At 62.7% G+C, this 23,713-nt stretch carries 24 protein-coding genes; 12 read left to right on the plus strand and 12 right to left on the minus strand.

The window, feature by feature from the left end:
* Positions 1–75: 75 nt before the first annotated feature.
* Together VCS63_RS01865 and VCS63_RS01870 are read right to left on the minus strand one after the other, a co-directional pair.
* On the minus strand, positions 76–1,341 hold the full coding sequence (locus VCS63_RS01865; RefSeq protein ID WP_108913178.1) for a D-alanyl-D-alanine carboxypeptidase family protein: 1,266 nt from the start codon (positions 1,339–1,341) through the stop codon (positions 76–78).
* A gap of 155 nt (positions 1,342–1,496) precedes the next feature.
* Entirely contained in the window at positions 1,497–2,462 is a 966-nt protein-coding gene (locus tag VCS63_RS01870) for a GlxA family transcriptional regulator (RefSeq protein ID WP_323878115.1), read from the minus strand.
* Between the two features lie 132 nt (positions 2,463–2,594).
* On the opposite strand from VCS63_RS01870, the gene VCS63_RS01875 reads away from it, so the two are divergent.
* Positions 2,595–3,236 carry an HD domain-containing protein gene (locus VCS63_RS01875; protein WP_323878117.1) on the plus strand — a complete coding sequence of 214 codons (642 nt, stop codon included), beginning with the start codon at positions 2,595–2,597 and terminating at the stop codon, positions 3,234–3,236.
* A 33-nt stretch (positions 3,237–3,269) separates the two neighbouring features.
* Here VCS63_RS01875 and VCS63_RS01880 read toward each other — a convergent pair whose 3' ends face one another.
* Genes VCS63_RS01880 through VCS63_RS01900 form a run of 5 tightly spaced genes read right to left on the minus strand, consistent with a single transcriptional unit; the run spans position 3,270 to position 7,468 of the window.
* Positions 3,270–3,923 carry an alpha/beta hydrolase gene (locus VCS63_RS01880; protein WP_042796006.1) on the minus strand — a complete coding sequence of 218 codons (654 nt, stop codon included), beginning with the start codon at positions 3,921–3,923 and terminating at the stop codon, positions 3,270–3,272.
* 33 nt (positions 3,924–3,956) lie between these two features.
* Positions 3,957–4,556, minus strand: coding sequence for an ABC-type transport auxiliary lipoprotein family protein (locus tag VCS63_RS01885; RefSeq protein WP_042797497.1), 600 nt, complete (start codon positions 4,554–4,556; stop codon positions 3,957–3,959).
* Positions 4,556–5,512, minus strand: a complete 957-nt coding sequence (locus VCS63_RS01890; protein WP_063961793.1) for an MlaD family protein — start codon at positions 5,510–5,512, stop codon at positions 4,556–4,558. The genes VCS63_RS01885 and VCS63_RS01890 overlap by 1 nt, the downstream gene beginning before the upstream one ends.
* Positions 5,499–6,338, minus strand: a complete 840-nt coding sequence (locus VCS63_RS01895; RefSeq protein WP_042796005.1) for an ABC transporter ATP-binding protein — start codon at positions 6,336–6,338, stop codon at positions 5,499–5,501. Before VCS63_RS01895 ends, VCS63_RS01890 begins: the two co-directional genes overlap by 14 nt.
* The gene (locus VCS63_RS01900) at positions 6,338–7,468 is read right to left on the minus strand and encodes an MlaE family ABC transporter permease (RefSeq protein WP_063641472.1); all 1,131 of its coding nucleotides are present in this window, start codon (positions 7,466–7,468) and stop codon (positions 6,338–6,340) included. Before VCS63_RS01900 ends, VCS63_RS01895 begins: the two co-directional genes overlap by 1 nt.
* Before the next feature lie 110 nt (positions 7,469–7,578).
* Between VCS63_RS01900 and VCS63_RS01905 the strand changes: the two genes are divergently transcribed.
* From VCS63_RS01905 to VCS63_RS01915, 3 genes are read left to right on the plus strand one after another with little or no spacing between them, the layout of a single operon-like run.
* The gene (locus VCS63_RS01905) at positions 7,579–8,427 is read left to right on the plus strand and encodes a biotin--[acetyl-CoA-carboxylase] ligase (protein ID WP_042796003.1); all 849 of its coding nucleotides are present in this window, start codon (positions 7,579–7,581) and stop codon (positions 8,425–8,427) included.
* Complete coding sequence (locus tag VCS63_RS01910; protein WP_112966757.1) at positions 8,424–9,230, plus strand: type III pantothenate kinase; 807 nt, start codon at positions 8,424–8,426, stop codon at positions 9,228–9,230. Before VCS63_RS01905 ends, VCS63_RS01910 begins: the two co-directional genes overlap by 4 nt.
* Positions 9,231–9,245: 15 nt before the next feature.
* The gene (locus tag VCS63_RS01915; RefSeq protein WP_042796002.1) at positions 9,246–9,425 is read left to right on the plus strand and encodes a hypothetical protein; all 180 of its coding nucleotides are present in this window, start codon (positions 9,246–9,248) and stop codon (positions 9,423–9,425) included.
* Between the two features lie 46 nt (positions 9,426–9,471).
* On the opposite strand, the gene VCS63_RS01920 is transcribed toward VCS63_RS01915, so the two are convergent.
* Together VCS63_RS01920 and waaC are read right to left on the minus strand one after the other, a co-directional pair.
* A complete protein-coding gene (locus tag VCS63_RS01920) occupies positions 9,472–10,761 on the minus strand; it encodes a 3-deoxy-D-manno-octulosonic acid transferase (RefSeq protein ID WP_112966758.1) in 1,290 nt (429 codons plus the stop codon).
* 1 nt (position 10,762) lies between these two features.
* The gene (waaC, locus tag VCS63_RS01925) at positions 10,763–11,791 is read right to left on the minus strand and encodes a lipopolysaccharide heptosyltransferase I (protein WP_042796000.1); all 1,029 of its coding nucleotides are present in this window, start codon (positions 11,789–11,791) and stop codon (positions 10,763–10,765) included.
* A gap of 204 nt (positions 11,792–11,995) precedes the next feature.
* On the opposite strand from waaC, the gene VCS63_RS01930 reads away from it, so the two are divergent.
* Both VCS63_RS01930 and VCS63_RS01935 read left to right on the plus strand, forming a co-directional pair.
* Positions 11,996–12,997, plus strand: coding sequence for a hypothetical protein (locus tag VCS63_RS01930; protein ID WP_323878119.1), 1,002 nt, complete (start codon positions 11,996–11,998; stop codon positions 12,995–12,997).
* A 99-nt stretch (positions 12,998–13,096) separates the two neighbouring features.
* The gene (locus VCS63_RS01935) at positions 13,097–14,446 is read left to right on the plus strand and encodes a hypothetical protein (RefSeq protein ID WP_063641478.1); all 1,350 of its coding nucleotides are present in this window, start codon (positions 13,097–13,099) and stop codon (positions 14,444–14,446) included.
* Between the two features lie 51 nt (positions 14,447–14,497).
* Here VCS63_RS01935 and VCS63_RS01940 read toward each other — a convergent pair whose 3' ends face one another.
* The 3 genes from VCS63_RS01940 to VCS63_RS01950 all read right to left on the minus strand — a co-directional run bounded on the left by VCS63_RS01940 (position 14,498) and on the right by VCS63_RS01950 (position 17,618).
* On the minus strand, positions 14,498–15,784 hold the full coding sequence (locus tag VCS63_RS01940) for a lipopolysaccharide biosynthesis protein (protein ID WP_063961789.1): 1,287 nt from the start codon (positions 15,782–15,784) through the stop codon (positions 14,498–14,500).
* A gap of 107 nt (positions 15,785–15,891) precedes the next feature.
* On the minus strand, positions 15,892–17,037 hold the full coding sequence (locus VCS63_RS01945; protein ID WP_238913712.1) for a glycosyltransferase family 4 protein: 1,146 nt from the start codon (positions 17,035–17,037) through the stop codon (positions 15,892–15,894).
* A complete protein-coding gene (locus tag VCS63_RS01950) occupies positions 17,034–17,618 on the minus strand; it encodes a CatB-related O-acetyltransferase (RefSeq protein ID WP_232033767.1) in 585 nt (194 codons plus the stop codon). Before VCS63_RS01950 ends, VCS63_RS01945 begins: the two co-directional genes overlap by 4 nt.
* Before the next feature lie 765 nt (positions 17,619–18,383).
* Between VCS63_RS01950 and VCS63_RS01955 the strand changes: the two genes are divergently transcribed.
* From VCS63_RS01955 to VCS63_RS01980, 6 genes are all read left to right on the plus strand, one after another.
* Positions 18,384–19,328, plus strand: coding sequence for a Gfo/Idh/MocA family oxidoreductase (locus tag VCS63_RS01955; protein ID WP_063641481.1), 945 nt, complete (start codon positions 18,384–18,386; stop codon positions 19,326–19,328).
* Complete coding sequence (wbpD, locus tag VCS63_RS01960) at positions 19,325–19,912, plus strand: UDP-2-acetamido-3-amino-2,3-dideoxy-D-glucuronate N-acetyltransferase (protein ID WP_063641482.1); 588 nt, start codon at positions 19,325–19,327, stop codon at positions 19,910–19,912. Before VCS63_RS01955 ends, wbpD begins: the two co-directional genes overlap by 4 nt.
* Positions 19,909–21,015 (plus strand): DegT/DnrJ/EryC1/StrS family aminotransferase, encoded by a 1,107-nt coding sequence (locus VCS63_RS01965; protein ID WP_063641483.1) that lies wholly within the window; start codon positions 19,909–19,911, stop codon positions 21,013–21,015. The genes wbpD and VCS63_RS01965 overlap by 4 nt, the downstream gene beginning before the upstream one ends.
* Positions 21,016–21,158: 143 nt before the next feature.
* Positions 21,159–22,298 carry an N-acetyl sugar amidotransferase gene (locus VCS63_RS01970; protein WP_063641484.1) on the plus strand — a complete coding sequence of 380 codons (1,140 nt, stop codon included), beginning with the start codon at positions 21,159–21,161 and terminating at the stop codon, positions 22,296–22,298.
* On the plus strand, positions 22,295–22,909 hold the full coding sequence (gene hisH, locus VCS63_RS01975) for an imidazole glycerol phosphate synthase subunit HisH (protein ID WP_063641485.1): 615 nt from the start codon (positions 22,295–22,297) through the stop codon (positions 22,907–22,909). The genes VCS63_RS01970 and hisH overlap by 4 nt, the downstream gene beginning before the upstream one ends.
* A 1-nt stretch (position 22,910) precedes the next feature.
* Positions 22,911–23,696 (plus strand): AglZ/HisF2 family acetamidino modification protein, encoded by a 786-nt coding sequence (locus VCS63_RS01980; protein WP_063641486.1) that lies wholly within the window; start codon positions 22,911–22,913, stop codon positions 23,694–23,696.
* The last annotated feature ends 17 nt before the right edge of the window (positions 23,697–23,713 follow it).

The raw sequence follows: 23,713 nt of genomic DNA on the forward strand, positions 1-23,713 counted from the left end.
AATAGAGCACGGGCGTTTCATGCGAAACGCCCGTTGCTAGCTTACACCCGCGACCGCGCCTGCGGCGCGGCGGGATTATTCGAACCAGCGCTTGACGGTATCGACCATGCGGCCAAAGAAGCCAGCGCGTTCGACCGCGTCCTGCACCACCAACGGTTCGGTGCGCAGCACCTTGCCGTCCAGCGTGAACTGCAGCGTGCCGACTTGCTGGCCCTTGGCCAGCGGGGCGATCAGCGGATCCGTGCGCTGAGCCACCGGCTTGAGGTCGCCGGCCTTGCCGCGCGGCACCGCGATCGACACCGGGTTGGGCGGACCGAGCTTGACGTTTTCAGCCGTGCCTTCCCAGACGCGGGCATCGATGCCGGGCTGGCTCTTGTCGAACAGCTTCACCGTGTCGAAGTTCTGGAAGCTCCAGTTCAGCAGCTTCAGGCTTTCCTCGGCACGGGTGGCCTCGCTGTCGGTACCCACCACGACCACCAGGATGCGGCGGTCGCCGCGCACCGCGGTCGACACCAGGCAATAGCCTGCCGAATCGGTATGGCCGGTCTTCATGCCATCTACCGAGGGATCGGCCCACAGCAGGCGATTGCGGTTGGGCTGCGTGATCTTGTTGTAGGTGTAGCTCTTCTGCTTGTAGTAGTGGAAGTAGTCCGGGTGATCGGTGATCAGATGCGAAGACAGGATGGCCAGGTCGCGCGTGGAGGTCATGTGCTGCGGATCGGGCAGGCCGGTCGCGTTCATGAAGTGCGTGTTGCGCATGCCCAGGCGCTCGGCTTCCTGGTTCATCAGCGAGGCAAACGAGGCCTCGCTACCGCCCACGGCCTCGGCCAGGGCCACCGAGGCGTCGTTGCCGGACTGCACGATCATCCCTTGGTTCAGTTCGTCGACAGTGACCGGCTTGCGCGGTTCGATGAACATGCGCGAACCGCCCGTGCGCCAGGCGCGCTCGGAGACCGGCACGGTCTGCTCCAGCGTCAGGCGCTTTTCATCCAGCGCGTTGAACACGACGTAGGCCGTCATGATCTTGGTGAGCGAGGCGGGCTCTACCTTCATGTCCGGGTTGGAAGCCGCCAGGGTCTGGCCGCTGTTCACGTCCATCACGATCCAGGCCTTGGCCGCGATCGTGGGGGCCGGCACGGCCGATACGTCGCCCACCGGCACCACCGCCGACGCATTCGGAGCCGGGGCCGCGGCACCGGCGGCTGCGGCGGGCGCCGCGGCCGGAGCCTGCTGCGCCCAGACCGGCATCGAAGCTGCCAGCATGGCCGACAGCACCGCACCTGACAGCAGGCGGCGGGTAAAGACAACGGGGGAGTGAGCGGAGTAAGGCAAATTCTTCATCGGCAACGTGGGTCCAGTAATGACGCCCGCCGGCGCGGGGCAAGTGGCTGACAATTATAGGCAGTCGATCAGACCGGTCCCGCCCGCCCGGGGTTCCCCTGCAACTAAAACATGCAACCTGATGCAACCTTCGGGCCTTGGCGCGGTGAATCACATCAATCGGGATTGTCGCCGTGATGCCGGCGATACACGGCCGGCGAAACGCCCACGTGCTTGACGAAGGCGCGACGCAAGGTGTCGACGTTGGCGAAGCCGCATTGCGCCGCGACTTGCTTGGGCGTTGCGGCGCCGCCCTCCAGCAACGCGCGGGCCGCGGCGATGCGGGTCAGCTCGACCCACGCGGCAGGAGTGATGCCCACCTCGGCATGGAACAGCCGCGCAAAGTGCCTGGAGCTCAGCCCCGCATGATCGGCCAGCGCTTCCACCGACAGCGGCATACCGGGATTGCTGGCGACCCAGCGCTGGACTTCCTGCAGCGCCGAGCGTCCCACCGGTCCGGCTTGTCCCTTGCGGCTGAATTGCAGTTGTCCGCCTGGCCGCTTGAAGAACATCACCAGCTGGGAAGCCACGCTGGCAGCCACTTCCCGCCCCAGGTCTTCCTCGACCAAGGACAACGCCAGATCCAGGCCCGCCGTCACGCCAGCCGAGGTACGCACCTTGCCGTCGCGCACATGCAGGGCATCCTCCTCGACGGTCACCTTGGGATAGGCAGCGCGCAGCCGCGAGGCCGCGTTCCAATGGGTAGTCACCCGCCGGCCATCCAGCAGGCCTGCCGCAGCCAGCATGAACGCGCCGGTACACACCGAGCCATAGCGCCTGGCGCCTTTGGCCGTCGCGCGCAGCCATCGCAAGGCGGAGCTGCTGAGCACGGCGCCGGCCGCTTGCGGCGTGCCGGCCACAAGCAGGGTATCGAAACGGGGAGCCGGATCGCCCACCGCCATGTCGGGCAACAGGCGCGCGCCAGACGAACAGCGGATGGGACCGGCCTCGTAGCCCACCACGCGCAACGCGTACAGCTCACGTCCAAGCTCGGCATTGGCCTGGGCGAACACATCCAGGGGTCCGGAGACGTCGAGCATCTGCACGCCGGGCAGCGCAAGAATGGCAATGGTCTTGGTCATGACAGGAGCGCCTTGCCGCCAAGCGTCGCGAAATCGCATGTTTTGGCGGAATTTGGCGTATTACGACAATTGAAGCCATTCTAGTGCGGCGGGAGAATTTATCGACCTCCTCCCCTTCCAAGGACTCCCGCCATGAATCCAGTCATCGACGGCATTCAGATTCCCGACAGCAAACTCGCCCGCGAGATCACAGAGCTGGTACGCGACACCGCCACGCCGCTGCTCTTTCATCATTCCAGCCGGGTCTATTACTTCGGCGCCCTGGCCGGCAAACGCCGCGGGCTGGCATTCGACCCGGAACTGCTTTATTGCGGCTGCATGTTCCACGACATGGGCCTGACGCATCTGCACGGCAGCGACTGCTGCCGCTTCGAAGTGGACGGCGCGAACGCCGCCCGCGATTTCCTGAAAAGCCGCGGCATTTCACAGCAGGACATCGATCTGGTGTGGACTGCCATTGCGCTGCACACAACCCCGGGCATTCCGGAGTTCATGCACCCAGTCATCGCGCTGGTTACGGCGGGCGTGGAAATGGACGTGCTGGGCTTGACCTATGGCGAATACGGCGATGCCCAGCGCGAAGCGGTGGTGGCGGCGCATCCGCGCGGGCCCCGCTTCAAGGAGGAAATCATTCAGGCTTTCTACGACGGTATCAAGCACAAGCCGCAGACGACGTTCGGCAACGTCAAGGCGGATGTCATTGCCGACAAGGAGCCCGCCTTCAGGCCCGGCAACTTCTGCAGCGTGATCCGCGGCTCGCGCTGGCCCGGCTGAAGCCGCTCGCGCCGCGACAGCGGCGCTCACGCTTCAATCCAGCGCGACCTTCAGCCGCGCCTGCACCAGTTGGCGCAGCACCAGCAGCTTGCCATGGAAAAAGTGCGATGCGCCCGGCACCACCACGACGGGAATGGAACGCGGGCGCGCCCAGTCCATGGCCTCGGACAGCGGCACCACCTCGTCTTCCTCGCCATGCACCATCAGCGTGTCGTCCGGCACCTGTACTTCGTGCGACTGGAAACGGTTCACGGCCGGGCCCATCAGCATCAAGGCGGAAGGCAGGACGGCGTCGCCCTGCTCTGCCAGCGCCGCATAAGTTTGCGCCGCAACCGCCGTGCCAAACGAAAAACCGGCCAGCACCCATGGCGCCTGGGCCAGATCGGGGTGCAGTTCACGCATCTGCGCCACCACCGCCAACATGTCCTGGGTCTCGCCCACGGACTTGTCGAACGTGCCTTCGGACTGTCCGACCCCGCGGAAATTGGGGCGCACGGCTACCAGGCCGTGCTGCACGCAGGCGCGCGACAAGGTCGTGACCACCTTGTTCTCGCGCGCGCCGCCCTGCAGCGGATGCGGATGCAGGACCAGCGCCCAGCCTCGCGGCGTGCCCGCGGGCCAATCCACGGCGCAATCGATGCGGCCGGCGGCTCCAGTGAATGCGTGGGTTTCAGTGCGTGCGGACATGGCGAGACTCGAAATGCGGGAAAAATAGCGATGTTAACCGCCCGGTCGGGGCGTGGGCTTGAGGGTCGTGGCCAGCCACTGTGCCAATTGGTCGGCAGCCTCGTCCGTCGCTTGACGCAACGCCGCGACCCCGCCTTGCGCATCCTGCGTGGGAGCGGGCGCCTGCGTCGCGATACGCGTCTGGCCCAGCACGTTGCGGCCGCTGAGCAAGACCGCTTGCAGCACCACGCGGCCTTCGCTGGCCTGGCCATCGGGCGCAAAAACCTGCTCGAACTGGGACAGGGACACCTGCAGCTGCGGCGTCTGGAGGGTGACGCGTTCGTCCAGCACGGGCCCCTGGCGCGACAACCGCTCCGTGAGTCTCTGACGCACCAGGTCCGCCGGCGGCGACGCCCAGCGATAGCCGGCATAGGCCTTGGGCGCGGCGCTATCGCCCACGCGCCAGATCACTCCGGTATCGGACAGGCTGGGCACGGCGTGGAAAACCAGCGCGACCGTGTCGCGGGCAGGCAAGGCCGGCACCGGACGGGAATCCAGGCCCAGGTCGAACACCGAGGGCGGGGCAGCCACGCGGCCAATGCCGCAACCGGCCAAAGCCAGCGTCAGGATAAGAACGGCGCTACGCATCTTCATCATTTGGACGATCTCCCGAAGCCTGCAAAGCCGGCCTCGCCGGGTCCGGGCTCGCGGGGCGCCGGGCCGAACAGGAACGATTGCGGCGTGTTGTCCACACGGCGCAGGGTAACGGTCGCGCCTCGCGCGGCCGCGCTGACATTGGTGGCCATGCTGGTGATCGCCGGCAGGGTTTCGCCATCCAGCCGCGCGGCGGCCAGGGCGATGTCATTGAGGCTGCTGGTAGCGGCGGACAAGGGCCCGTCGGGCGCGTTCAGCCGCGCCAGCGACTGGCGGGCCTGCTCGGCCAGGTCGGCGACTTCGCGCGCCGCGCGGTCGGCCTGGCGCGAAGTCTTGCCCAGCGAATCCATCAGGGGCCCAAGCTTGGCCAGCGTGGGCGCCAGATCCCGGCTGGCGTCCCTGAGCGATTGGGTGATGTCGGTGGCGTTCTGCAGGCTGGCGGTAAGCGCCTGCACGTTCTGTTCGCTCAGCACGCGCCGAAGCTGTTCGGTGACTTCTTCCACGTTCGAGATCAGCTTGCCGCCGCGCTGCTCGATGCGATCAAGAAAGCCGGGGCGCAGCGGAATGGCGGCGGGGTGCGCGGCCGACGACGCCAGCCGCTTCGTCGAGGTGCCGTCGTCGCGCAATTCCACGTTGGACATGCCCGTCACACCCTGCACGCCCAGCTCGGCCCAGGTCGATTCGGTGATCGGCGTGTTCGGCGCAACGCCGATGCGGATGCGCACCTGCCCGGGCTTGTCCGGGTTCAGGGCCAGCGACTGCACCTTGCCCACCGGCACACCCTGATAGCGCACCGTGGACTGCGGATTAAGGCCGCTGACGGCGGTGGCGGAGATGATTTCGTATGGCTGCAGTTGGGTCCGGTCCCGTCCGATCCAGACGGCCACCAGCGCGGCGGCGGCCAGCAGGACCAGCGTGAAGATGCCGGCCATGAGCGCATGACTACGGTTTTCCATGATGCAATCCCTTCGGCGCCAGATCCCCGAGCGCGCGCAGGCCGCGCTCGCCAAGGAAGAACGTGTGAATGAACGGGTGATCGACCTTCAATACTTCCGGCACCGTGTCACACACGATCACCCGTTTGTCCGCGAGCACGGCGACGCGCGTGGCCAACGCCAACAGCGTGTCCAGGTCGTGCGTCACCATGACGACGGTAAATCCCAATTGCCGGTGCAGACTGCGCACCAGATCCACGAATTCGTCGGACCGCAGCGGATCCAGGCCGGCCGTGGGTTCGTCCAGGAACAGCAGTTCCGGATCCAGCGACAGCGCACGCGCCAGCGCCACGCGCTTGACCATGCCGCCCGACAGATCCGAAGGCCGTTTGTCGGCGTCGCGGGCCGACAGGCCCACCATGGCCAGTCGGCACATGACGACGTCGCGCACCAGGTCTTCCGGCACCGTGCGCAACTCCCGCAGCGGCAAGGCCACATTGTCGAACACCGACAGCGCGGAAAACAACGCCCCCGCCTGGAACAGCATGCCCCAGCGGTAGGACAGCCGCCGGCGCTCGGCCGGCGTCAGCTCGAACAGCGAATGGCCCAGCACCCGCACCGTGCCGGCGGCGGGCTGGTCCAACCCGATGATCTGCCGCAGGAGCACCGTCTTGCCCGTCCCCGAGCCCCCCACCAACACGAGAATCTCGCCCGGGAAGACGGTCAGGTCCAGGTTGTCGTGCACCACGTGATCGCCGAATGCGGTGCGCAACCCGCGCACCGTGATGACGGGCTCTACGGTGACCCCGTCCTCCACGAACAGCTTGTGCTGGGTGGCGCTGTTCATCAGATGCCCACCGAACTGAAGATCACGGCGTAAAGCGCATCCAGCAGGATCACGCCGGTAATGGAAGTGACCACTGATGTGGTGGTGCCGCGGCCCAGGCTTTCCGTGTTGGGCTGGATGCACAGCCCAAAATGGCAAGCGATCAACGCAATCAGTATGCCGAACGTCACCCCCTTCAGGATGCCGATCCAGTAGTTGGTCAGCGAAATGGCATCCGGCAGCGACTGCAGGAACCATTGGGCCGATATGCCCAATTTCGCCTGGGCAGCCAGCATGCCTCCCATAAGCGCCATCGCATCCGTCCACAACACCAGCAGCGGCATGGTCACGGCCAGTGCCACCACACGCGGCAGGATCAGGCGCTGTCCATGGGAAATACCCATGACCAGCATCGCGTCCAGCTCCTGGGTTACGCGCATGACGCCAATCTGCGCGGTGATGGCCGAACCCGAGCGGCCAGCAACCAGGATGGCAGCCAACACCGGTCCCAATTCGCGCACGATCGACACGCCCAGCAGGCGGACGATGAAGCGATCGGCACCGAACATCTGCAACTGCTGCGCGGACAGATACGACAGGACCACGCCTATCAGGAAGCCGACCAGTGCCGTAATGCCGAGCGCTTGCGCTCCGGTGCGGTACACCTGCGCCGAAATCTCGCGCCATGGCCCCCTGCCCGGACGGCGCAGCATCCCGCCCAGGTCCAGGATGAGCTGCCCGAGCATGATCAACAAAGCGCGCCCGTTGTCGAGGCCTTTGAATATGGCCTCGCCCACGGCGCGCAACCAGCTCCAGGGATCGCGTTTGGGAGCCGCGGCCGGGGCTTCGCCCTTGTTCATGGCCAACGCATTGAATACATCCTGCTGCCCGGCGGACCAGCGCACCCGTTCGGGCAGCTTGTGGCCCCAGGCCTCCCAGATCAACAGCGCGCCTATCGTGTCCAGGCGGCCAATGCCATGCAGGTCCCAGCGCGCCCCGCCATCGGTCGCGCAGGCCAGCGCCTCCCGGCGGCGCTGCACCTCGCCCGGTTCGGCCAGCGCCAGCACGCTCCAGTCGCCGGCCACATGGCACACGCCTCCTTCGAAGCGGAAAGGCGCGGCGGCGGGTGCGGACGAAGCGGAATGCGGCATGCAGAGAGGCTACCAATGCAAAATGTGTCGTCAATGATATACGCAGATATGCGCCCCGCGCAGGCGCGCCGCCAGCGCGGCCGCACGCGGTGTGCCCTACAATCGCCGCCATGTCCGATCAAGTCCGCCCAATCGACCTGCCCGCGCCGCAAGCCCTGGCCCGGGAACTGGCCGCTCGCCTGCCCGCCTTCCAAGATATCGCCTGGACAGGCAGCACCGGGTCGACCAACGCCGACCTGCTGGCACGCGCCCGTGCGCGCGGGGTAGGCAAACCCTGGCTGCTGGGCACGCACCTGCAGGAAACGGGACGCGGACGCGCGGGTCGGCCCTGGCAGAACCGTTCGGGCTCCACCTTGATGTTCTCGTGCGCCTTCGACGTCCACCTGCCGGCCGTGCAACTGCCCGCGCTGTCCCCGCTGGCCGGCGTAGCCGCCTGCGAGGCCCTGCGCGCCGTCGCCGGGCCGGGCGCGGCAGGACTCTGCATGAAATGGCCCAACGACGTGCAATGGCGTGATGCCAAGCTCGCCGGCGTGTTGGTGGAAACCACCCGTAATCCTGGCGGCGCCGAAGCCGGCTACACGGTCGTCATCGGAATGGGCGTCAACCTGATCGATGCGGACCGGCTGTCGCTTGCACTGGAACGTGAAGTCGCCGACTGGAGCCAGGTGCAGGCCCACGCTTCCCACATTGCCACCGCCGCCGATCTGGTCTGCGCCAGCGCTACCGCCTGGCATGAAGCCATCCAGGCCCTGGAGAGCGAGGGGTTCGGCGCATTCAAGCGGCGTTTCGACCAGGTGGACGCCCTGGCCGGCCGCAAGGTCAACGTCCTGGACAAGGGCGCTATTCTTCTTAGCGGCACCGCATGCGGCGTGGACGATCATGGCCGCCTGCTGGTGCAAACGCCCGAGGGCGCCAAACCGATCCTGGTCGGTGAAATCTCGATTCGACGCCAAGCATGATTATTCTCATCGACTCCGGCAACAGCCGTCTCAAGGTGGGTTGGCTGGACGCCAGCAACCCCGACACGCCGCGCGAGCCTGCGGCGGTCGCCTTCGACGGCCTGGACCTGGACGCCCTGGACCGCTGGCTGGCTGCCCTGCCACGCCGCCCCTCGCGGGCGCTGGGCGTGAACGTGGCAGGCGAGGCCCGCGGCGCGGCCATCGCCGCCATTCTGCAGAAGCACGGCTGCGAGGTGACTTGGTCGCCGTCGCAGGCGGCTACGTTGGGACTGGTCAATAGCTACAAGACGCCCACGCAGCTGGGCGCCGACCGCTGGGCATCTTTGCTGGGCGTGCTGTCGCGCCTGCCCGGTGCGCACCCGCCCTTCGTGCTGGCCAGCTTCGGCACCGCCACCACCATCGATACTGTCGGCCCGGACAACGTCTTCGCCGGCGGCCTGATCCTTCCCGGCCCCGCCATGATGCGCAACGCGCTGGCCCACGGCACCGCAAACCTTCCCATCGCCAATGGCCAGGTCGTGGCCTACCCCACGGATACGCACGAGGCCATCGCCTCCGGCATCGCCGCCGCGCAGGCCGGCGCCGTGGTGCGCCAATGGCTGGCCGGGCGCCAGCGCTACGGCCAGACCCCCCAGATCTACGCGGCGGGCGGTGGCTGGCCTGAAGTGCACCAGGAAATCGAACGCCTGCTGGCAGACGCGGGCGGCGCATTCGGCGCCGCGCCCGTACCCATCTATCTGGATCACCCCGTCCTGGACGGGCTGGCCGCGGTCGCCCGCGCCACCCTGGACGCCGAAGCCTGAACCGGAGCCCCGGCCATGCGCGTGCTCTTCATCCTCATCCTGCTTGCAAATCTGGGGGTCTATGCGTTGGGTCAGGGTTGGCTGGGGGTGCGCCCAGAAGACGAAGGCCGCGATCCGCGGCGCTTCAACCAGGAACTGAATCCCGGCGCCGTCACCTTGGTTCCCAGGACTACGCCCCCTCGCGCCGCGCCTTGATGAAGGATTCCGGGCTGGCGCCCCGTGGCGCAGGCGAATCGCAGCGCTATCCCGGAGTTTGCGTCTCCAGCCAGGGCGCCAATGCCTCGAGCGTGCGTCCCGTGGCGCCGGAATGCATGCGAAACCACGCCAGCGCCGCCTGCGCCGCGCGCCGCCGGCGCGCTTCGTCGCCCAGCAGCGCCATGGCGGCCTCCACTGCTTGGCCGGTATCGGGCGCGCGCAGTGCGGCGCCTGCCGCAATGGCGTCTTCCGCTGCCTGCTTGAAATTGAACGTATGCGGACCCACGATGACCGGCACGCCCGCTGCGCAGGCCTCGATCAGATTCTGGCCGCCCAGCGGCGCAAAGCTCCCTGCCACGATCGCGACATCCGCAGCCGCATAGTAGAAAGCCATCTCGCCCAGCGTATCCCCCAGCATGACCGCGGTATCCGGCCCGGGCTCCGCGCCCTGTGAGCGCCGGACATATGGCAGCCCGGCCTCCGACAAGAGGCGCGCGGCCTCGTCAAAACGCTGAGGATGCCGCGGAATCAGCAGGAACAATGGCGCTCCCCGCAGCGCCGATTGGCCTTTGATGGCCTGGATGAAGCCGCCGTCCTCGCCCTCGCGCGTGCTGGCCACGGCCACCACGCGCCGGCCCAGCCGTTCGTGCCAGGCCTGCCCCGCGCCGACTTGCGCCGCAGGCAGGACGAGATCGAATTTCAGGTTCCCCGTCACCACAGGTTGCGGCGCGCCCGCCTGCACCAGCCTGGCCGCATCCTCCGAGGTTTGCGCCAGCACCGCGTCCAGGCCTCCGAGGGCTTCGCGCATCACGCCGCCCATCCTGCCCGCCTGGCGCAAGGAAGACGCCGAGAACCGGGCGCTCACGAGCGCCATGGGTACTTTTGCCCCCCGGGCCGCGGCCAGCAGGTTCGGCCAGATTTCGCGCTCGATGAGCAACCCGCAGCGGGGCCGATAGGCCGCCATGAAGCGCCGCGCCGCGCCGGGGAAGTCGTAGGGCAGCCACGCCTGGCGCAACTGCCCGCGGGCGATGGCCTCGGCAAACAGGCGCGCGCCCTCGGCGCGGCCGGTGGCCGTCATGTGTGTAAGCAACACCGGCAAGCCGCGGTCCAGCAACGCCTGCAGCAGGGGCTGCGCCGCGCGGGTCTCGCCCAGGCTGACGGCGTGCACCCAGACGGGCGCGGTCCAAGATGCAGCATGCGCCCCGGCGACGCGGCCGAAGCGTTCCGGGGAAAAGATTTCCCATTGGCCCCCTGCGCGCCTGGCGCGGTGGCCCATCCAGAGCCAGACCAGCGGTGACAATGCCCTGAGCGCCAGCGAGTAGACGCCGCGGTTCATGTCACTGGGCGGCCAAAGCCTGTTCCACCGCCGCCATCACGGCCTCGCGCGACGGCGAAGCCCCGCGGTCGCCCAGGCTGGCGGTGTAGCTGGAGCCGACCAGCGGCGTGCGTACGGGTGTGGAAGCGCGGTAGATACCGATAGTGGGACGACCCAGGGCGGCCGATAGGTGGGTCAACCCGCTATCGAGCCCAACCATCAGGCGCGAACCGGCCAAAAGGCGCGCCACGGCAGTCAGATCCATGCGGGGCATCACCTCGGCGCCATCCATGCCGGCCACCAGCAAACGGGCGCGCTGGGCCTCCGCTTCGTTGCCGCACAGCAAGCGCAGCGTGCAGCCGGCATCGCGCAAGCGGCGGAATACGGCGCGCCAATCATCTTCCGGCCAGAGTTTGTCGTCGCGGCTGGCCGACGGCATGATGACTGCATAACCCCGGTCGGTATCCAGATGATGCAACCGCGGCGGATCGGCCGGCTCGTTTTCCGCCATGGCCTCTGCGTTCCCGGCCTGCGCTGCCTGGCGCGAAAACGCCTGCAGCCCGAAATCGGGCTGGCCGGCGTATTGGTAGCCGAATGTCAACGCGGCGAGCTTGCGCTGACGTATGACGGCCGGTTGCCAGAACTCGACCCGGTGTCGCACGTTATAGAAAAGCGACGCCAGCGGCTCGCGCGCCGAACGCCAGTCCAAGCCATGCCGCACGCCTCGCGCCTGGCGAACCAGCCAGGCGGATTTGAGCAGCGCCTGCATGTCGAGCACGATGTCATATTGCTTGGCGCGCAAGCGCTCTTTCAGTGCGTGCCGTTCGGCCCGGACCTGCGACGACCACCATGCCTTGCGCCAGCGTCGGTGCGCTACTTTGATGACCTCATTGACTGCGGGATGCCAACCGGGAATCTCGGCGAATGCTTCTTCTGCTATCCAGTCGATTTCGGCGTCCGGCACGTGGCGCGCGATGTCGGATATTGCCGGCAGCATGTGCACCAGATCGCCCAGGGACGAGGTTCGGACAATGAGAATGCGGGTTGGCATCAAATCATGAGCAATACGGTCGAAAGAGCGAATGTACAACAACATACGTTGTGCGCTGCGGGAGGGACGAGGCTGTCCCCGATAGCCCGCCACTTAGCACATTTTGATGGCCCCGCATAGCATCGCGCGCCCCACGCATCAGGTCACAATCTTCTAACAGATTTATGCATCATCATTGTGACGACACGGCGGGAGCCCGGCATAATGCCAAAAATCAGACTCCTCTCAAGCGCCACCGGTAAAAATCAGATTCATCCTGCGCAAGGCGGGCAAAAATCTCTCATACCGAGTGCTTATGAGGAACCTGCTGGCGGCGATATTGCCGCGCATAGACGCCACGCGACGAATATCGATACGACGAAGACCATTATGAGTTCATCTCCTTACAGCGATTCTGAAAATGATCGCTTCCTGCAGAAAATCCTTATTTCGCACTGGCTGCCCATCATCGCTGGCGCATTGGTGGGCGTCGTTATTGCAGTCGCCATTGTTATGGCACAACCGAAATTGTGGCCAGCCATTGCACTGGCGAAAATTGGCCAGGTTGGCGGCTCGGGTCCCGTGACCGATCCTGCGGCTGTGCTCGCCCGCACTCAATTTCCGTCCTTCATCCAGGACGCGCTTCGCGCAGCCGAGATGCCCATCGATATATACGGCGATGAGAGGGCAAAGCTGGCAAGAAAAACGCTCACCACGCTAATCCAGAGAGGCCCCAGCCTTTTCCAGATGCAGGTGGATGGATATACCAAAGAAGATGCCCAAAAACTCCTGATGGGCGCTCTCGCCGTCCTGCAGCGCGAACACCAGGCCCTGTTGAATGTCGCCGTCGAGGAAAAGAAGGAACGGCTTGCGAGTTTGGCGAATTCGATCGAGAGCAACTTGAAGGAACGCCAGACCATACTCAACAGCATAGAGAGCAATGCGGTGAAAAGCGGGCAATCACAGCCCGATCCGGTCATGGTTTCCTATCTGTTGCGGGCGAACGAAGTGGAACATGCGCGGTTTGTGGAACAGCAGACCATCCTGAAAGATCAACTCCAAGAGGCCAAGACATATAACACCCGCCTCGAAGCGCCGATCTACGTCACCGAAACGCCCCGGAGCCCCAGCAAGATCATTGCTGCCTTTGTCGGAGCGTTGTTAGGGTTTGCGTTCATGGTGGCCCTCTTCGCCTTCCGCGCGTGGCTTGTGCCCAACCGCAACTGAAACCCGGCCCCGGCCACGCACCCGCCGCATTACCCGCCCCTGCTCCGGCCGCGCCGGTCGCGCCGCCGCTGCCAGGGACGGATTACGCAGCTAGATCATATGCCCGCTCGCCGCCTTCCGACTGCTTCGAAAGCTAGATTATTACTGCTGTGTTCCGTGCTGGTTTACGGAGCTTCGATTTCCGTATCGCATGCGCTCTACCTCAGTTCGGAGCAGGCCTATTGGGGGTTTTTCGAGCCATCGCTCGACATTGCAAAAATTGTCGCGATCATTGTTGCGCTGGTGATGCCCACGCTGGCCATGCCGCTCAAATTCAATCGGGCTTCTTCCGTCATCCTGCTGCTGTTGTTTCTGCTCGTTTTTGTTCCGGCCGTCGTCATTAATCTGGAAAATCACGACGAAAGCATAGATAAATATGGCTACCTGATGGGAGCCTTTTCGCTCGGCATGACCTTGCTGTTCGCCTCGGTGCGAGCCTTCGGCGCGGAACCGGCAGCCGCTCCGGCCTATATTCCCAGCAAACGGATTGTCTCGATATTCTTCCTGGCCTGGTTATTTTGCTGCTTGATGCTCGTGGCGATTTACCACAACAGCATGAGCTTCCAGAGCCTGGAAAACGTCTACGACCAGCGAGAAAAAGGTGCGGCCACTTCACTCGTCGTTGGCTATGCGCAGGTCTATTTTGCTTATCTCTTCAGCCCTTTCCTGTTTGCCTACGGCTTGGCAAATAAGCGCCCGCTCGCAATAGTGTTTGCATTGTGCGGTTTTCTTATTACCTACATGATTACCGCGGAGCGGACGGTATTCCTGCTTCCCATCGCGATGTATCTGCTTTACCAGATCGTGCGGCGCGGCCTGATGGAGGCGCGGCATGTGGCGGTGCTGACCCTGGGTTTCTCCACACTGACTTTGCTGATCGCCTTTCTCTGGCGCTTCATAGGAATATTCGAGAAGCTCGGTTTTTACTTCCTGACCCGGCTTATCGCTTACCCGGGCGTCTTTGTGGCGCAGTATTACGACTTGTTTTCGCGGCTGGGATACACCTACTGGTCCCACGTATCCGGTGTCAACAAGTTCGTTGCCGCGCCCAGCCTGCTCGATTTCGACAGGAAATGGCCGATGCTCGGGCGGATTCTCGCCGAGCGCTCGTTCAATGTGGAAAGCAACTCGAACGCCAGCCTCTTCGCCACTGATGGCGCCGCAGCCCTGGGCCCCATCGGCATCATTGTCATCAGCATCCTGCTGGCGGCGTGGTTGATCCTTCTGGATCGTGCAACCCGGGACTGGAACCGCCGACTCGTACTGCCGTTGCTGCTGCCTATCGGGCTCGCCCTGGTAAACGTCTCGTTCTTCACGATGCTGACGTCTTTCGGGGGCATCATCTGGCTGCTGTTCTTCTATGGCACCTGGATCACGGCGAATCAGGTCGGACAAGCGCGCCGGGCTTGAGCCCCTTTCACCGCAACCTTCCCAGATGGCGGCATTCCCGCCGCCGCGCGCTCAGGCCGACACCGGTTTGCCTCCGACGGTTTGGCCGCATGCCGCCTTGTACTGCAGGACGAAGTGCAAGGCATACATGACGCAGTACGCCGCGACCAGGAACACCACGGAGTAGAACAGGGAATTCAGGAAATAATATCCTGCCCATATTCCCACGCCGACCAAGACAAGGCGGGTCACTTGCCAGATCAGATCCAGCCGGTACATCTTGGTCAGCAGAACCGTGTAGCTCAACGGCGAAACCACCGTCTGGAAAAAGATCAAGGCTCCCAAGACTGCCGCTATTTTTCCGGCTTCGGCCCACGCGTCGCCGAAGACGATGGAAAAAAAGAACGGAGAGGCGGCCATGGTGACCACTGCGGGAACCGCTCCGAGAATCGCCAGTTTCTTGGCAGTCTTCAGGAATACGGAACGGCAGTTTCCAATGCGATTGAATGTGGCCGCAGCCTCCTGGCGATACACCTCTCCGATCGAGGACGCGATAAAGGCGCATGGCATGACCAGCACCCGTTCAGGCAGGGAATAGAGGCCAACGGCGTGAGAGTCGTATAGAAACGCCAGAAGAATGACGGGCGCCTGGCCCGACACCACGTTCGCCAATTGCCCAATGACCATGAAACGCGGAAAGTCCTTGTAGCGCTTGGCCACGGCGACCACCCGCTTCAGGCTTGCCGTACGCCAGAACCGGCGAAATTCGTCTGCATACTCTTGCAAGAGCTTGAGCATCATGCAGGCTGCGCCAAGCGCATGTCCAAGGATCAAGCCGAAACCACTCAGGGAAAGCGCGCCGAGCGCCACCTGCCCCGAACACAGCGTCAGCGCCTGAATGACCCGGGCCTGCGAAATGCCTTTGTAGCGCTTGCGGCGAGTCCCCCAGGACGTCAGGATCAGGTTGGCCGTGGTCAGGAAGATGCCCACCGTCAACATCGGAAATATGACAAACGGGGGAATATGCCTGGCGATCAGATCGGGGATCGCCATCACGACGATCCCCGACAGAACGATAAAGCCAGCGCTGAAAATGCCTGTCAGCCCAAAGGCCAGGAGCAACAGATAATAGGCGTACCGGTCCGTGGGCGCCAAGACTATGGTCAGCTCGAACCGAAGCGAAGCGAAAACCGAGCCGATGGCTGCAAGCGACGCATAAACGGCAAGGTACCCGAACTGTTCCGGCGAAAAAAACCGCGACAACAGAGGGCTGAGCAGGAGCGCGATGAGCAATGCCAGCGAACTACCGCTGAGCACAGTGAGTACGTTCTTGGAAAAATCGCTTTTTAGTAATTTCACTGGCTTTCAGCACGCTTTAGAGATGAGCCGAGCCCGCGAGCCTGTTTCGCGCGGAGATTCGGACAGGAATACGGATTACCTGGAAACCTGACTGCTCGGACAATGCGCTACTGCAGAATGCGGCGTGCCATCTGCGAATAGTCCAACAGGCGACGCGCCACTTCAAACGAGCCCTGGGACATCGCTTCCAGCTGCGATTTGTCTGCTTCGATGGCAAGAAAGACCTCTTGCAGATCGGCGCCATTGCGAACCAACCAGCCGTTGCCCGCCACAAAGGGCTGGTGGCTGAGCACATCGTCCACGATGACCGGACGCCGGCAGCACAGCGCGGCCTGCATGGATGCCGACTGGCTCCCCGGCTGCACGTAGACGTCGGCCGCGCACAGCAGTTCGTGCAGCTCCTCGGACGTCTTCCATCCCAGAAAACTGACTCTGGAATCGGCCGCCATCAGTGGGTTTATTTCGGGAGCGACCGTCTCGGAAATGGCTCCGGCCACGACAAACTTCAGTTTTGGATCCGACGTCCTGGCAAACGCCCGCAAACTGTCCGCCAATTTTTTCTTGGCGTCTATTTTTCCAGACTGGAGGAAAACCACCTCGTCGTCGGCGAACCCGTACTTCTCGCGCGTGCGCTGGCGGACGTCCGCATAGGCGGCGTCGTCCAGCACATTTCCGCCCAAGGGAAAGAACTCCAGCTTTTCCCTCGGAATGCCGTACTGTGCATGACAGAATTCCATGGTCTCCAGCGAAATGCAGAGCACCTTCGCGATATAAGGCAGGCATGCCTGAATAATGCGCCGATAATACTGGCCGTGCAGCAGATGCTTAGATATGAAGTTCGTCGCGCTGTTATTGGCGTCTTCGTGGCTATCGGCATAAAAGATCACGCCCGGATGCCGTTTCACGTATCGGGCCACCGTCAGCAGTTCCCAGCCACACAGGCCGTGGAACATGATGGCATCCGGCTTGATTTCTTCCAGAATGTGGTCAATGCCCGGATGCACCCGCAGCTTGCGTCGCACAGCGCTCGGGAATGGTCCTGAATAGGGCAACCGGATTACCTTGGCGCCCTCCGCGCCGACATAAGTGCCGGGCTCGGTATAGCCAAGGTCCATATTGTTCACGAAGGTTTCCGTGGACGCGACCACAGTGACTTCGTGCCCCGCCTTGACGTGCTCGCGGATCAGTTCGTTCTCTTGGTACCTGTAGCCGTCGATATAAAAACAGGAGACGCAAAAATGGACAATCTTCACAGCAGCCCTTTCTTCTTGAGGAGCGCGACCGGATCCACAAACAACGGCGCCATCTCTGTTATTTCTTCGTCGGTCAACGACCACCAGCGCAAACGCTCCAGCGCAGCGATCACGTCGTCCGGAAACCGGCGCCGAATCAGTCGCGCGGGATTGCCGCCCACTATCGAATACGCTGGCACGTCCTTGGTTACGACGCTGCCCATGCCAATCACCGCGCCATCGCCGATCGATACGCCGCCCTTTATCAGCACCCGTTCGCCGATCCAGACATCGTTGCCGATCCGTGTTTCGGGCTCCCACGAGTAGACATGACGCGAAAGCTTGGTTTTGACGCTGTCCTTGTGCGACAGGAACACGGGGCTGGTGGACACGTACTCGATTGGGTGCCGGGCTCCGCCCACCACCACGCCGTTGGCGATCGAACAAAACGCGCCAACGCGGGTATTCAGAAAGGTGCAGTCGTAGCCACAGAATGAATGACGATCAAAACTCGAATTGACGACGACGCTGCCGGACTCGACCTTGGAGGTTGAATGGATATTGGAATTCTGAATGGCGGAGCCACGCAATTTTCGCAACACTCGGGAATATATGTATGCAAGAGATCTCATAGAACTCTGGGCAGGCCGCTTCGATTTATAAAGTGTATCGACGAAAAGGTATGGTTTACATAGTGCAAATCAACTAATTGCACCTCGCCACTTGCGCCTGAATCGGAAAATTAAACGGTGACGGGCCACTTGAAATATGAATATTCCCGTTTGTATTTTTCGGCAGCAAATTGCTAAATACCCGAAAGGGCGCGGCAAAAATCTTCAACGGCTTCCATGCGTATGATTTTGAGCATGAAAGCTCTACTACAAATGGCTGAGCATATGGCAGAACACAGACGGCTATAGTATAGTCTTTGGGATTGCTGCGCGCGACTCTGCTACCTGCGAATGCCGCAAGTTCTGCCAACCAGCAATACCCGGCATCGGGTCCGTTCTCGCCTACTATTTCGCTCTATTGCCGCCAACATGAAGAACGTAGCTCAGGTGGACAAGTCGGGCCGGCAGGTGAACCATCGTCCTGACAGCCTACCATGCTTCCCCCGCGTAAATGGGGACGCCAGAATCCCTACGTTCTCGCTCCTCGCCGTCACAGACCAAGATGGCGCTTATCAATTCGTAGCGCATAGTAGCCAGGCTGTAAGCCTGCCGTCAGTGTGTTGCAAAGACCCCACCATTGCGTGGCGCGGGCACATATACTTTCACCCGAATTCGAGCAACAAGGCATAGTTGCTCCTGGTCATTTTTGCGTTTGCCCCCGGCCCATTAATCTACCGCTAGACACACGACAATTCCATGAAGAATTTTGCCCTGATCGGCGCAGCTGGATACATCGCACCGCGCCATATGATTGCCATCAAGGAAACCGGCAACGAGTTGGTCGCCGCGTTGGACCCGAACGATTCCGTAGGCATTATCGACAGCCATTTTCCCACGGCCGACTTCTTTACCGAATTCGAGCGATTTGATCGCCATCTGGATAAACTGCGTCGAGCGGGCGACTCGAAGCGCGTGGATTATGTCTCCATCTGCTCGCCTAATTATCTTCATGATTCGCACATGCGGTTTGCATTGCGCTCAGGCGCCGATGCCATCTGTGAGAAGCCGTTGGTATTGAATCCCTGGAATATCGACGGCCTGCAAGACATCGAACGTGATACGGGCCGCAAGGTAAATACCATTCTGCAGTTGCGCGTGCACCCGGCAATCATGGCCTTACGCGAAAAAGTGCAAAAAGAGAAAAAGGCGACCAAGCATGAAGTCGACCTCACCTACATTACTTCGCGCGGCCACTGGTATCTGCAGTCCTGGAAGGGCGACCTGAAGAAATCAGGCGGCATCGCCACCAATATCGGCGTGCACTTCTTCGACATGCTCCATTTTATTTTTGGCGCACTGCAGGAGAACATTGTCCATAAATCCGAAGACACCAAGGCCGCCGGCTACCTGGAATATGAGCACGCACGAGTGCGGTGGTTCCTTTCCGTGGATGTCGAAGACGTCCCGCAAGCGCAGCGCGAGGCCGGGCAGCGCACGTTCCGCTCCATTACCGTGGACGGCGAGGAAATCGAGTTTTCGGGCGGCTTCACCGACCTGCATACGCGCAGCTACCAGGAAATCCTGGCCGGCCGTGGTTTCGGCCTGGAAGAAAACCGAGTGGCTATCAGCACCGTTGCCGCGATCCGCCAAGCGCCCATCGCCCCGCTCGCAGGCGACTATCACCCGTTCCTGAAGAAATGAGCCACTACCAGCATCCCAGCGCCATCGTCGACGACGGCGCCCAAATCGGAGACGGCTCTCGCGTCTGGCATTTCGTGCATGTGTGCGGCGGCGCTCGCATCGGCACCGGCGTTTCGCTGGGCCAGAACGTCTTCGTGGGCAACAAGGTCGTTATCGGCAACGATTGCAAGGTGCAGAACAACGTGTCGGTCTACGACAACGTCACGCTTGAAGACGGCGTGTTCTGCGGCCCCAGCATGGTCTTCACGAACGTGTACAACCCCCGCTCGCTGATCGAACGCAAGGATCAGTATCGCGACACGCTGGTCAAGCGCGGCGCCACCCTGGGGGCTAATTGCACCGTGGTGTGCGGAGTCACCGTGGGCGCGTTCGCCTTCGTCGGCGCCGGCGCGGTCATCAACCGCGACGTTCCCGACTACGCATTGATGGTCGGCGTGCCCGCGCGGCAGATCGGCTGGATGAGCGAATTCGGTGAGCAGCTGGATCTGCCGTTGGAGGGTACGGGGGTCGCGGTCTGCCCCCATACCAATGCCCAATACGTCCTCAATGGCAACGTCGTGACCAAAACGGATACCAAAGCATGATCGATTTCGTCGACCTCAAAGCTCAGCAGAACCGCATCAAGGACAAGATCGATGCGGGCATCCAACGCGTGCTGGCGCACGGCCAGTTCATCCTGGGACCGGAAGTCGCGGAACTTGAACAGAAGCTGGCCGCCTATGCTGGCACCGAATTCTGCATCAGCTGCGCCAACGGCACGGACGCCTTGCAGATAGTGCAGATGGCCCTGGGCATCGGCCCGGGCGATGAAGTGATCACCCCTGGCTTCAATTACATCGCAACCGCCGAGAGCGTCGTCCTGCTGGGCGCCAAACCGGTCTACGTGGACGTCGACCCGCGGACCTGCAACCTCGATCCCGCGAAGCTCGAAGCCGCAATCACGCCGCGCACCAAGGCCATCATCCCGGTTTCGCTGTATGGCCAATGCGCCGACCTCGACGCGATCAACGCCGTCGCCGAACGGCATGGCATTCCCGTCATCGAGGACGCGGCGCAGAGCTACGGCGCGACGTACAAGGGCCGCAAGTCCTGCAACCTCAGCGCGATCTCGTGCACCAGCTTTTTCCCGAGCAAGCCGTTGGGCTGCTATGGCGATGGCGGCGCAATCTTCACCAACGATCCCGATCTGGCGCGCGTTATCCGCCAGATCGCTCGTCACGGCCAGGACCGGCGCTATCACCATGTCCGCATTGGCGTGAACAGCCGACTGGACACGCTGCAAGCTGCCATCCTGCTGCCGAAGCTGGAGCTGCTGGATGAAGAACTGGCCCTGCGCGATCAAGTCGCCGCCAGCTATACCGCAGCCTTCCATGCCGCCGGGTTTACCGATACGCCTTATGTCGCGGACGGAAACGTCAGCGCATGGGCGCAATACACGATCCTGGTGCCTCATCGGGCCGCGCTGCAGGAACACCTGAAAGCGCAGGGAATCCCCACGGCCGTGCACTACCCGATCCCGTTGAACAAGCAACCCGCGGTGCGCGACGACTCGGTCAGCCTGCCGGTAGGCGACAGCCTGGCCGAAAAGGTCATGAGCCTGCCCATGCACCCTTACCTGACCACGGATCTCGTGCAGCAAATCGTTCAAGCCGTTGCACAGGGAATCGAACGCAACTCGCGAACCTGATGCCCCCGCCAGGGGCGCTGGCGCGGCGGGCCCAGGCCTGCCGCGCCAGCGCCTCACGGCGCGCCGTCAATCAACATCGGGTTCAACCCGAAAGAACGGGGCGCCGGATCTTGCCGCAAGCCTCACGCCAGTACCGAAATAACATGAGCCAAAGTTACCGTATCTGCACACGCACCATCATGGACACCAGCGATCCGAACATTACGTTCGATGAACGCGGTGAATCCGACTACTGCGCAAATTTCGACACGCAGATCAAACCCAACTGGCACACCGATGCCCGCGGCGAAGCCGAGCTCATGCGCACGGCCGAAAAGATCAAGGCACAGGGCAAGGGCAAGGACTTCGACTGCATCATCGGTCTGAGCGGTGGTCTGGACAGCTCGTACACGGCTTACATCGCGAAGGAAAAGATGGGCTTGCGCCCCTTGCTGTTCCACGTCGACGCCGGTTGGGACACCGACCAGGCCGTGGGCAACGTGGAAAAGCTCGTCGATGGCCTGGGGCTGGAGCTGTACACCGAGGTCATCAACTGGGAAGAAATGAAGGACCTGCAGGTCGCTTTCCTGAAGTCGCAGATCCCCGACCAGGACCTGCCTCAAGACGTCGCATTCTTTTCGGGGCTGTACAAGTTCGCCAACAAGCACAAGCTCAAGTATGTGCTCACGGGCGGCAACTACTCGACCGAATGCTGCCGCGAACCCGAAGAATGGGGCGGCTATCCGGGTATCGACAAGCGCCTCATCCTGGATATCCACAAGAAGTTCGGCAAGCGTCCGCTCAAGACCTTTCCGATCGTCGACATCCTGACCTACAAGCTCTACTACCGTTACGTGCTGGGCATGCAGGTCTTCAAGCCTCTGAACCTGGTGCCCTACATCAAGGCGGATGCGGAACAGGAACTGGAGACGCGCTTCGGCTGGAAGAAATTCCAGCACAAGCACCATGAATCGCGCTTCACGCGCTTCTACGAAGACTACTGGATGCCGCGCAAGTTCGGCTACGAAAAGCGTCGAGCCCACTTCTCCAGCCTGATCCTGACCGGCCAGATGACGCGCGATGAAGCATTGGACCGCATCTCCCGGCCAGAGCTCGACGAACACTTCGCGCGCCAGGAGTTCCGTTACGTCGCGCACAAGCTGGACCTGACCGAAGACGAACTGCAAGAAATATTCGAAGGCCCGAACCGGACCTTCCGCGATTACGCCAACAAGAAGGCGCTGATCGGCCTGGGCGCCAACGTCATGCAGAAGCTCGGCCTGGAAAAGAGGCTTTTCCGATGATCGCCATTATTGACTACGGCCTGGGCAACGTCCTGGCGTTCGCCAACATGTACCGCCGGATGGCGGTGCCCGTGTCCATCGCGCGTACCGCCGATGACCTGGCGGGCGCGACCAAGCTGATCCTGCCTGGCGTCGGCGCCTTCGACTACGCCATGGATTCGTTCCGCGAATCCGGCATGTACGACATCGCGGTCAAGCGCGTGACGCAGGACAAGGTTCCGGTGCTGGGCATATGCGTCGGCATGCAGATGCTGGCGGGCGGTAGCGAGGAAGGCTCGGAGCCTGGCCTGAATTGGGTGCCGGGCATGGTCCGCAAGCTGGATACCACTCACTTCACGCAGCGCACCCAATTGCCTCACATGGGCTGGAACGACGTGCGGCCGCGCCAGGCTTCACCGTTGTTCAATGGCCTGGAAACGGATGCGCGCTTCTACTTCCTGCATTCGTACTACTTCGATTGCCAGAGCCAGGACGATGTCCTGGCGAGCGCTGAGTACGGCACCACATTCGCTTGCGCGGTCAATCACGAGAACGTGTATGGCGTGCAATTCCACCCCGAGAAAAGCCACGAATTCGGTGCGCAGCTCCTGAAGAACTTCGCGGATATCTAACGTGCTTCGTCCCAGAATCATTCCCTGCCTCCTCGTCCGAGATAAAGGTCTGGTCAAGACCGTGAAGTTCTCGTCCGATAAATACGTCGGCGACCCCATCAATGCGGTCCGGATCTTCAATGAAAAGGAAGTCGACGAATTGATCGTCGTCGACATCGACGCCACGACCAAGGGCCTCGGCCCCGATCTGAAAATGATCGAACGTCTCGCCGCCGAATGCCGTATGCCGTTCTGCTACGGTGGCGGCGTCAAGACGGTCGAACAGGCCCAGGCGATCATCAGCCTGGGCGTGGAAAAGGTCGCGCTCAGCTCCGCGCTGGTCGAGGACCCCACGCTGGCCAGCCGGATCGCCGAAAAGCTTGGCCGGCAAAGCGTTGTCGCCGTCCTGGACGTCAAGAAAAAGCGCTTCAGTTCGCGCTACGAGGTCTGGACGCACAATGCCACCAAGAACACGCACCTGAATCCGGTCGAACTCGCGCCCCTATTGCAACAGCACGGCGTGGGCGAGATCGTCATCAACTCCATCGACCACGACGGCGTCATGAAGGGCTATGACCTGGGCATCGTTGAACAGATTCGCAACGTGACGACCGTGCCGATGTCAGTGCTCGGCGGCGCGGGCTCCGTCGCAGACATCGGCGAACTCATCAAGCAGTTTGGAATCATCGGCGCCGGCGCCGGCAGCCTGTTCGTATTCAAGGGCGCGTACAAGGCCGTGCTGATCAATTACCCCACGCTGGCCGATCGCGAAGCGCTGGTGCGCGCGGCGCATCTGCGCAGCGCTTGAACGGCATTGCGTCGTTC

This window comes from Achromobacter sp. D10 (genome assembly GCF_035282245.1).
GTDB lineage: Bacteria > Pseudomonadota > Gammaproteobacteria > Burkholderiales > Burkholderiaceae_B > Achromobacter > Achromobacter insolitus.

What these genes read in the sequence shown, in the direction of transcription:
- hisH (WP_063641485.1), top strand. Translation starts at nt 22,295, where the DNA reads ATGATCGCCATTATTGACTACGGCCTGGGCAACGTCCTGGCGTTCGCC.
- VCS63_RS01970 (WP_063641484.1), top strand. Translation starts at nt 21,159, where the DNA reads ATGAGCCAAAGTTACCGTATCTGCACACGCACCATCATGGACACCAGC.
- VCS63_RS01915 (WP_042796002.1), top strand. Translation starts at nt 9,246, where the DNA reads ATGCGCGTGCTCTTCATCCTCATCCTGCTTGCAAATCTGGGGGTCTAT.
- VCS63_RS01880 (WP_042796006.1), bottom strand. Translation starts at nt 3,923, where the DNA reads ATGTCCGCACGCACTGAAACCCACGCATTCACTGGAGCCGCCGGCCGC.
- wbpD (WP_063641482.1), top strand. Translation starts at nt 19,325, where the DNA reads ATGAGCCACTACCAGCATCCCAGCGCCATCGTCGACGACGGCGCCCAA.
- VCS63_RS01910 (WP_112966757.1), top strand. Translation starts at nt 8,424, where the DNA reads ATGATTATTCTCATCGACTCCGGCAACAGCCGTCTCAAGGTGGGTTGG.
- VCS63_RS01920 (WP_112966758.1), bottom strand. Translation starts at nt 10,761, where the DNA reads ATGAACCGCGGCGTCTACTCGCTGGCGCTCAGGGCATTGTCACCGCTG.
- VCS63_RS01865 (WP_108913178.1), bottom strand. Translation starts at nt 1,341, where the DNA reads ATGAAGAATTTGCCTTACTCCGCTCACTCCCCCGTTGTCTTTACCCGC.
- VCS63_RS01900 (WP_063641472.1), bottom strand. Translation starts at nt 7,468, where the DNA reads ATGCCGCATTCCGCTTCGTCCGCACCCGCCGCCGCGCCTTTCCGCTTC.
- VCS63_RS01955 (WP_063641481.1), top strand. Translation starts at nt 18,384, where the DNA reads ATGAAGAATTTTGCCCTGATCGGCGCAGCTGGATACATCGCACCGCGC.
- VCS63_RS01870 (WP_323878115.1), bottom strand. Translation starts at nt 2,462, where the DNA reads ATGACCAAGACCATTGCCATTCTTGCGCTGCCCGGCGTGCAGATGCTC.
- VCS63_RS01885 (WP_042797497.1), bottom strand. Translation starts at nt 4,556, where the DNA reads ATGAAGATGCGTAGCGCCGTTCTTATCCTGACGCTGGCTTTGGCCGGT.
- VCS63_RS01935 (WP_063641478.1), top strand. Translation starts at nt 13,097, where the DNA reads ATGCCCGCTCGCCGCCTTCCGACTGCTTCGAAAGCTAGATTATTACTG.
- VCS63_RS01875 (WP_323878117.1), top strand. Translation starts at nt 2,595, where the DNA reads ATGAATCCAGTCATCGACGGCATTCAGATTCCCGACAGCAAACTCGCC.
- VCS63_RS01965 (WP_063641483.1), top strand. Translation starts at nt 19,909, where the DNA reads ATGATCGATTTCGTCGACCTCAAAGCTCAGCAGAACCGCATCAAGGAC.
- VCS63_RS01930 (WP_323878119.1), top strand. Translation starts at nt 11,996, where the DNA reads ATGCCAAAAATCAGACTCCTCTCAAGCGCCACCGGTAAAAATCAGATT.
- VCS63_RS01905 (WP_042796003.1), top strand. Translation starts at nt 7,579, where the DNA reads ATGTCCGATCAAGTCCGCCCAATCGACCTGCCCGCGCCGCAAGCCCTG.
- waaC (WP_042796000.1), bottom strand. Translation starts at nt 11,791, where the DNA reads ATGCCAACCCGCATTCTCATTGTCCGAACCTCGTCCCTGGGCGATCTG.
- VCS63_RS01895 (WP_042796005.1), bottom strand. Translation starts at nt 6,338, where the DNA reads ATGAACAGCGCCACCCAGCACAAGCTGTTCGTGGAGGACGGGGTCACC.
- VCS63_RS01890 (WP_063961793.1), bottom strand. Translation starts at nt 5,512, where the DNA reads ATGGAAAACCGTAGTCATGCGCTCATGGCCGGCATCTTCACGCTGGTC.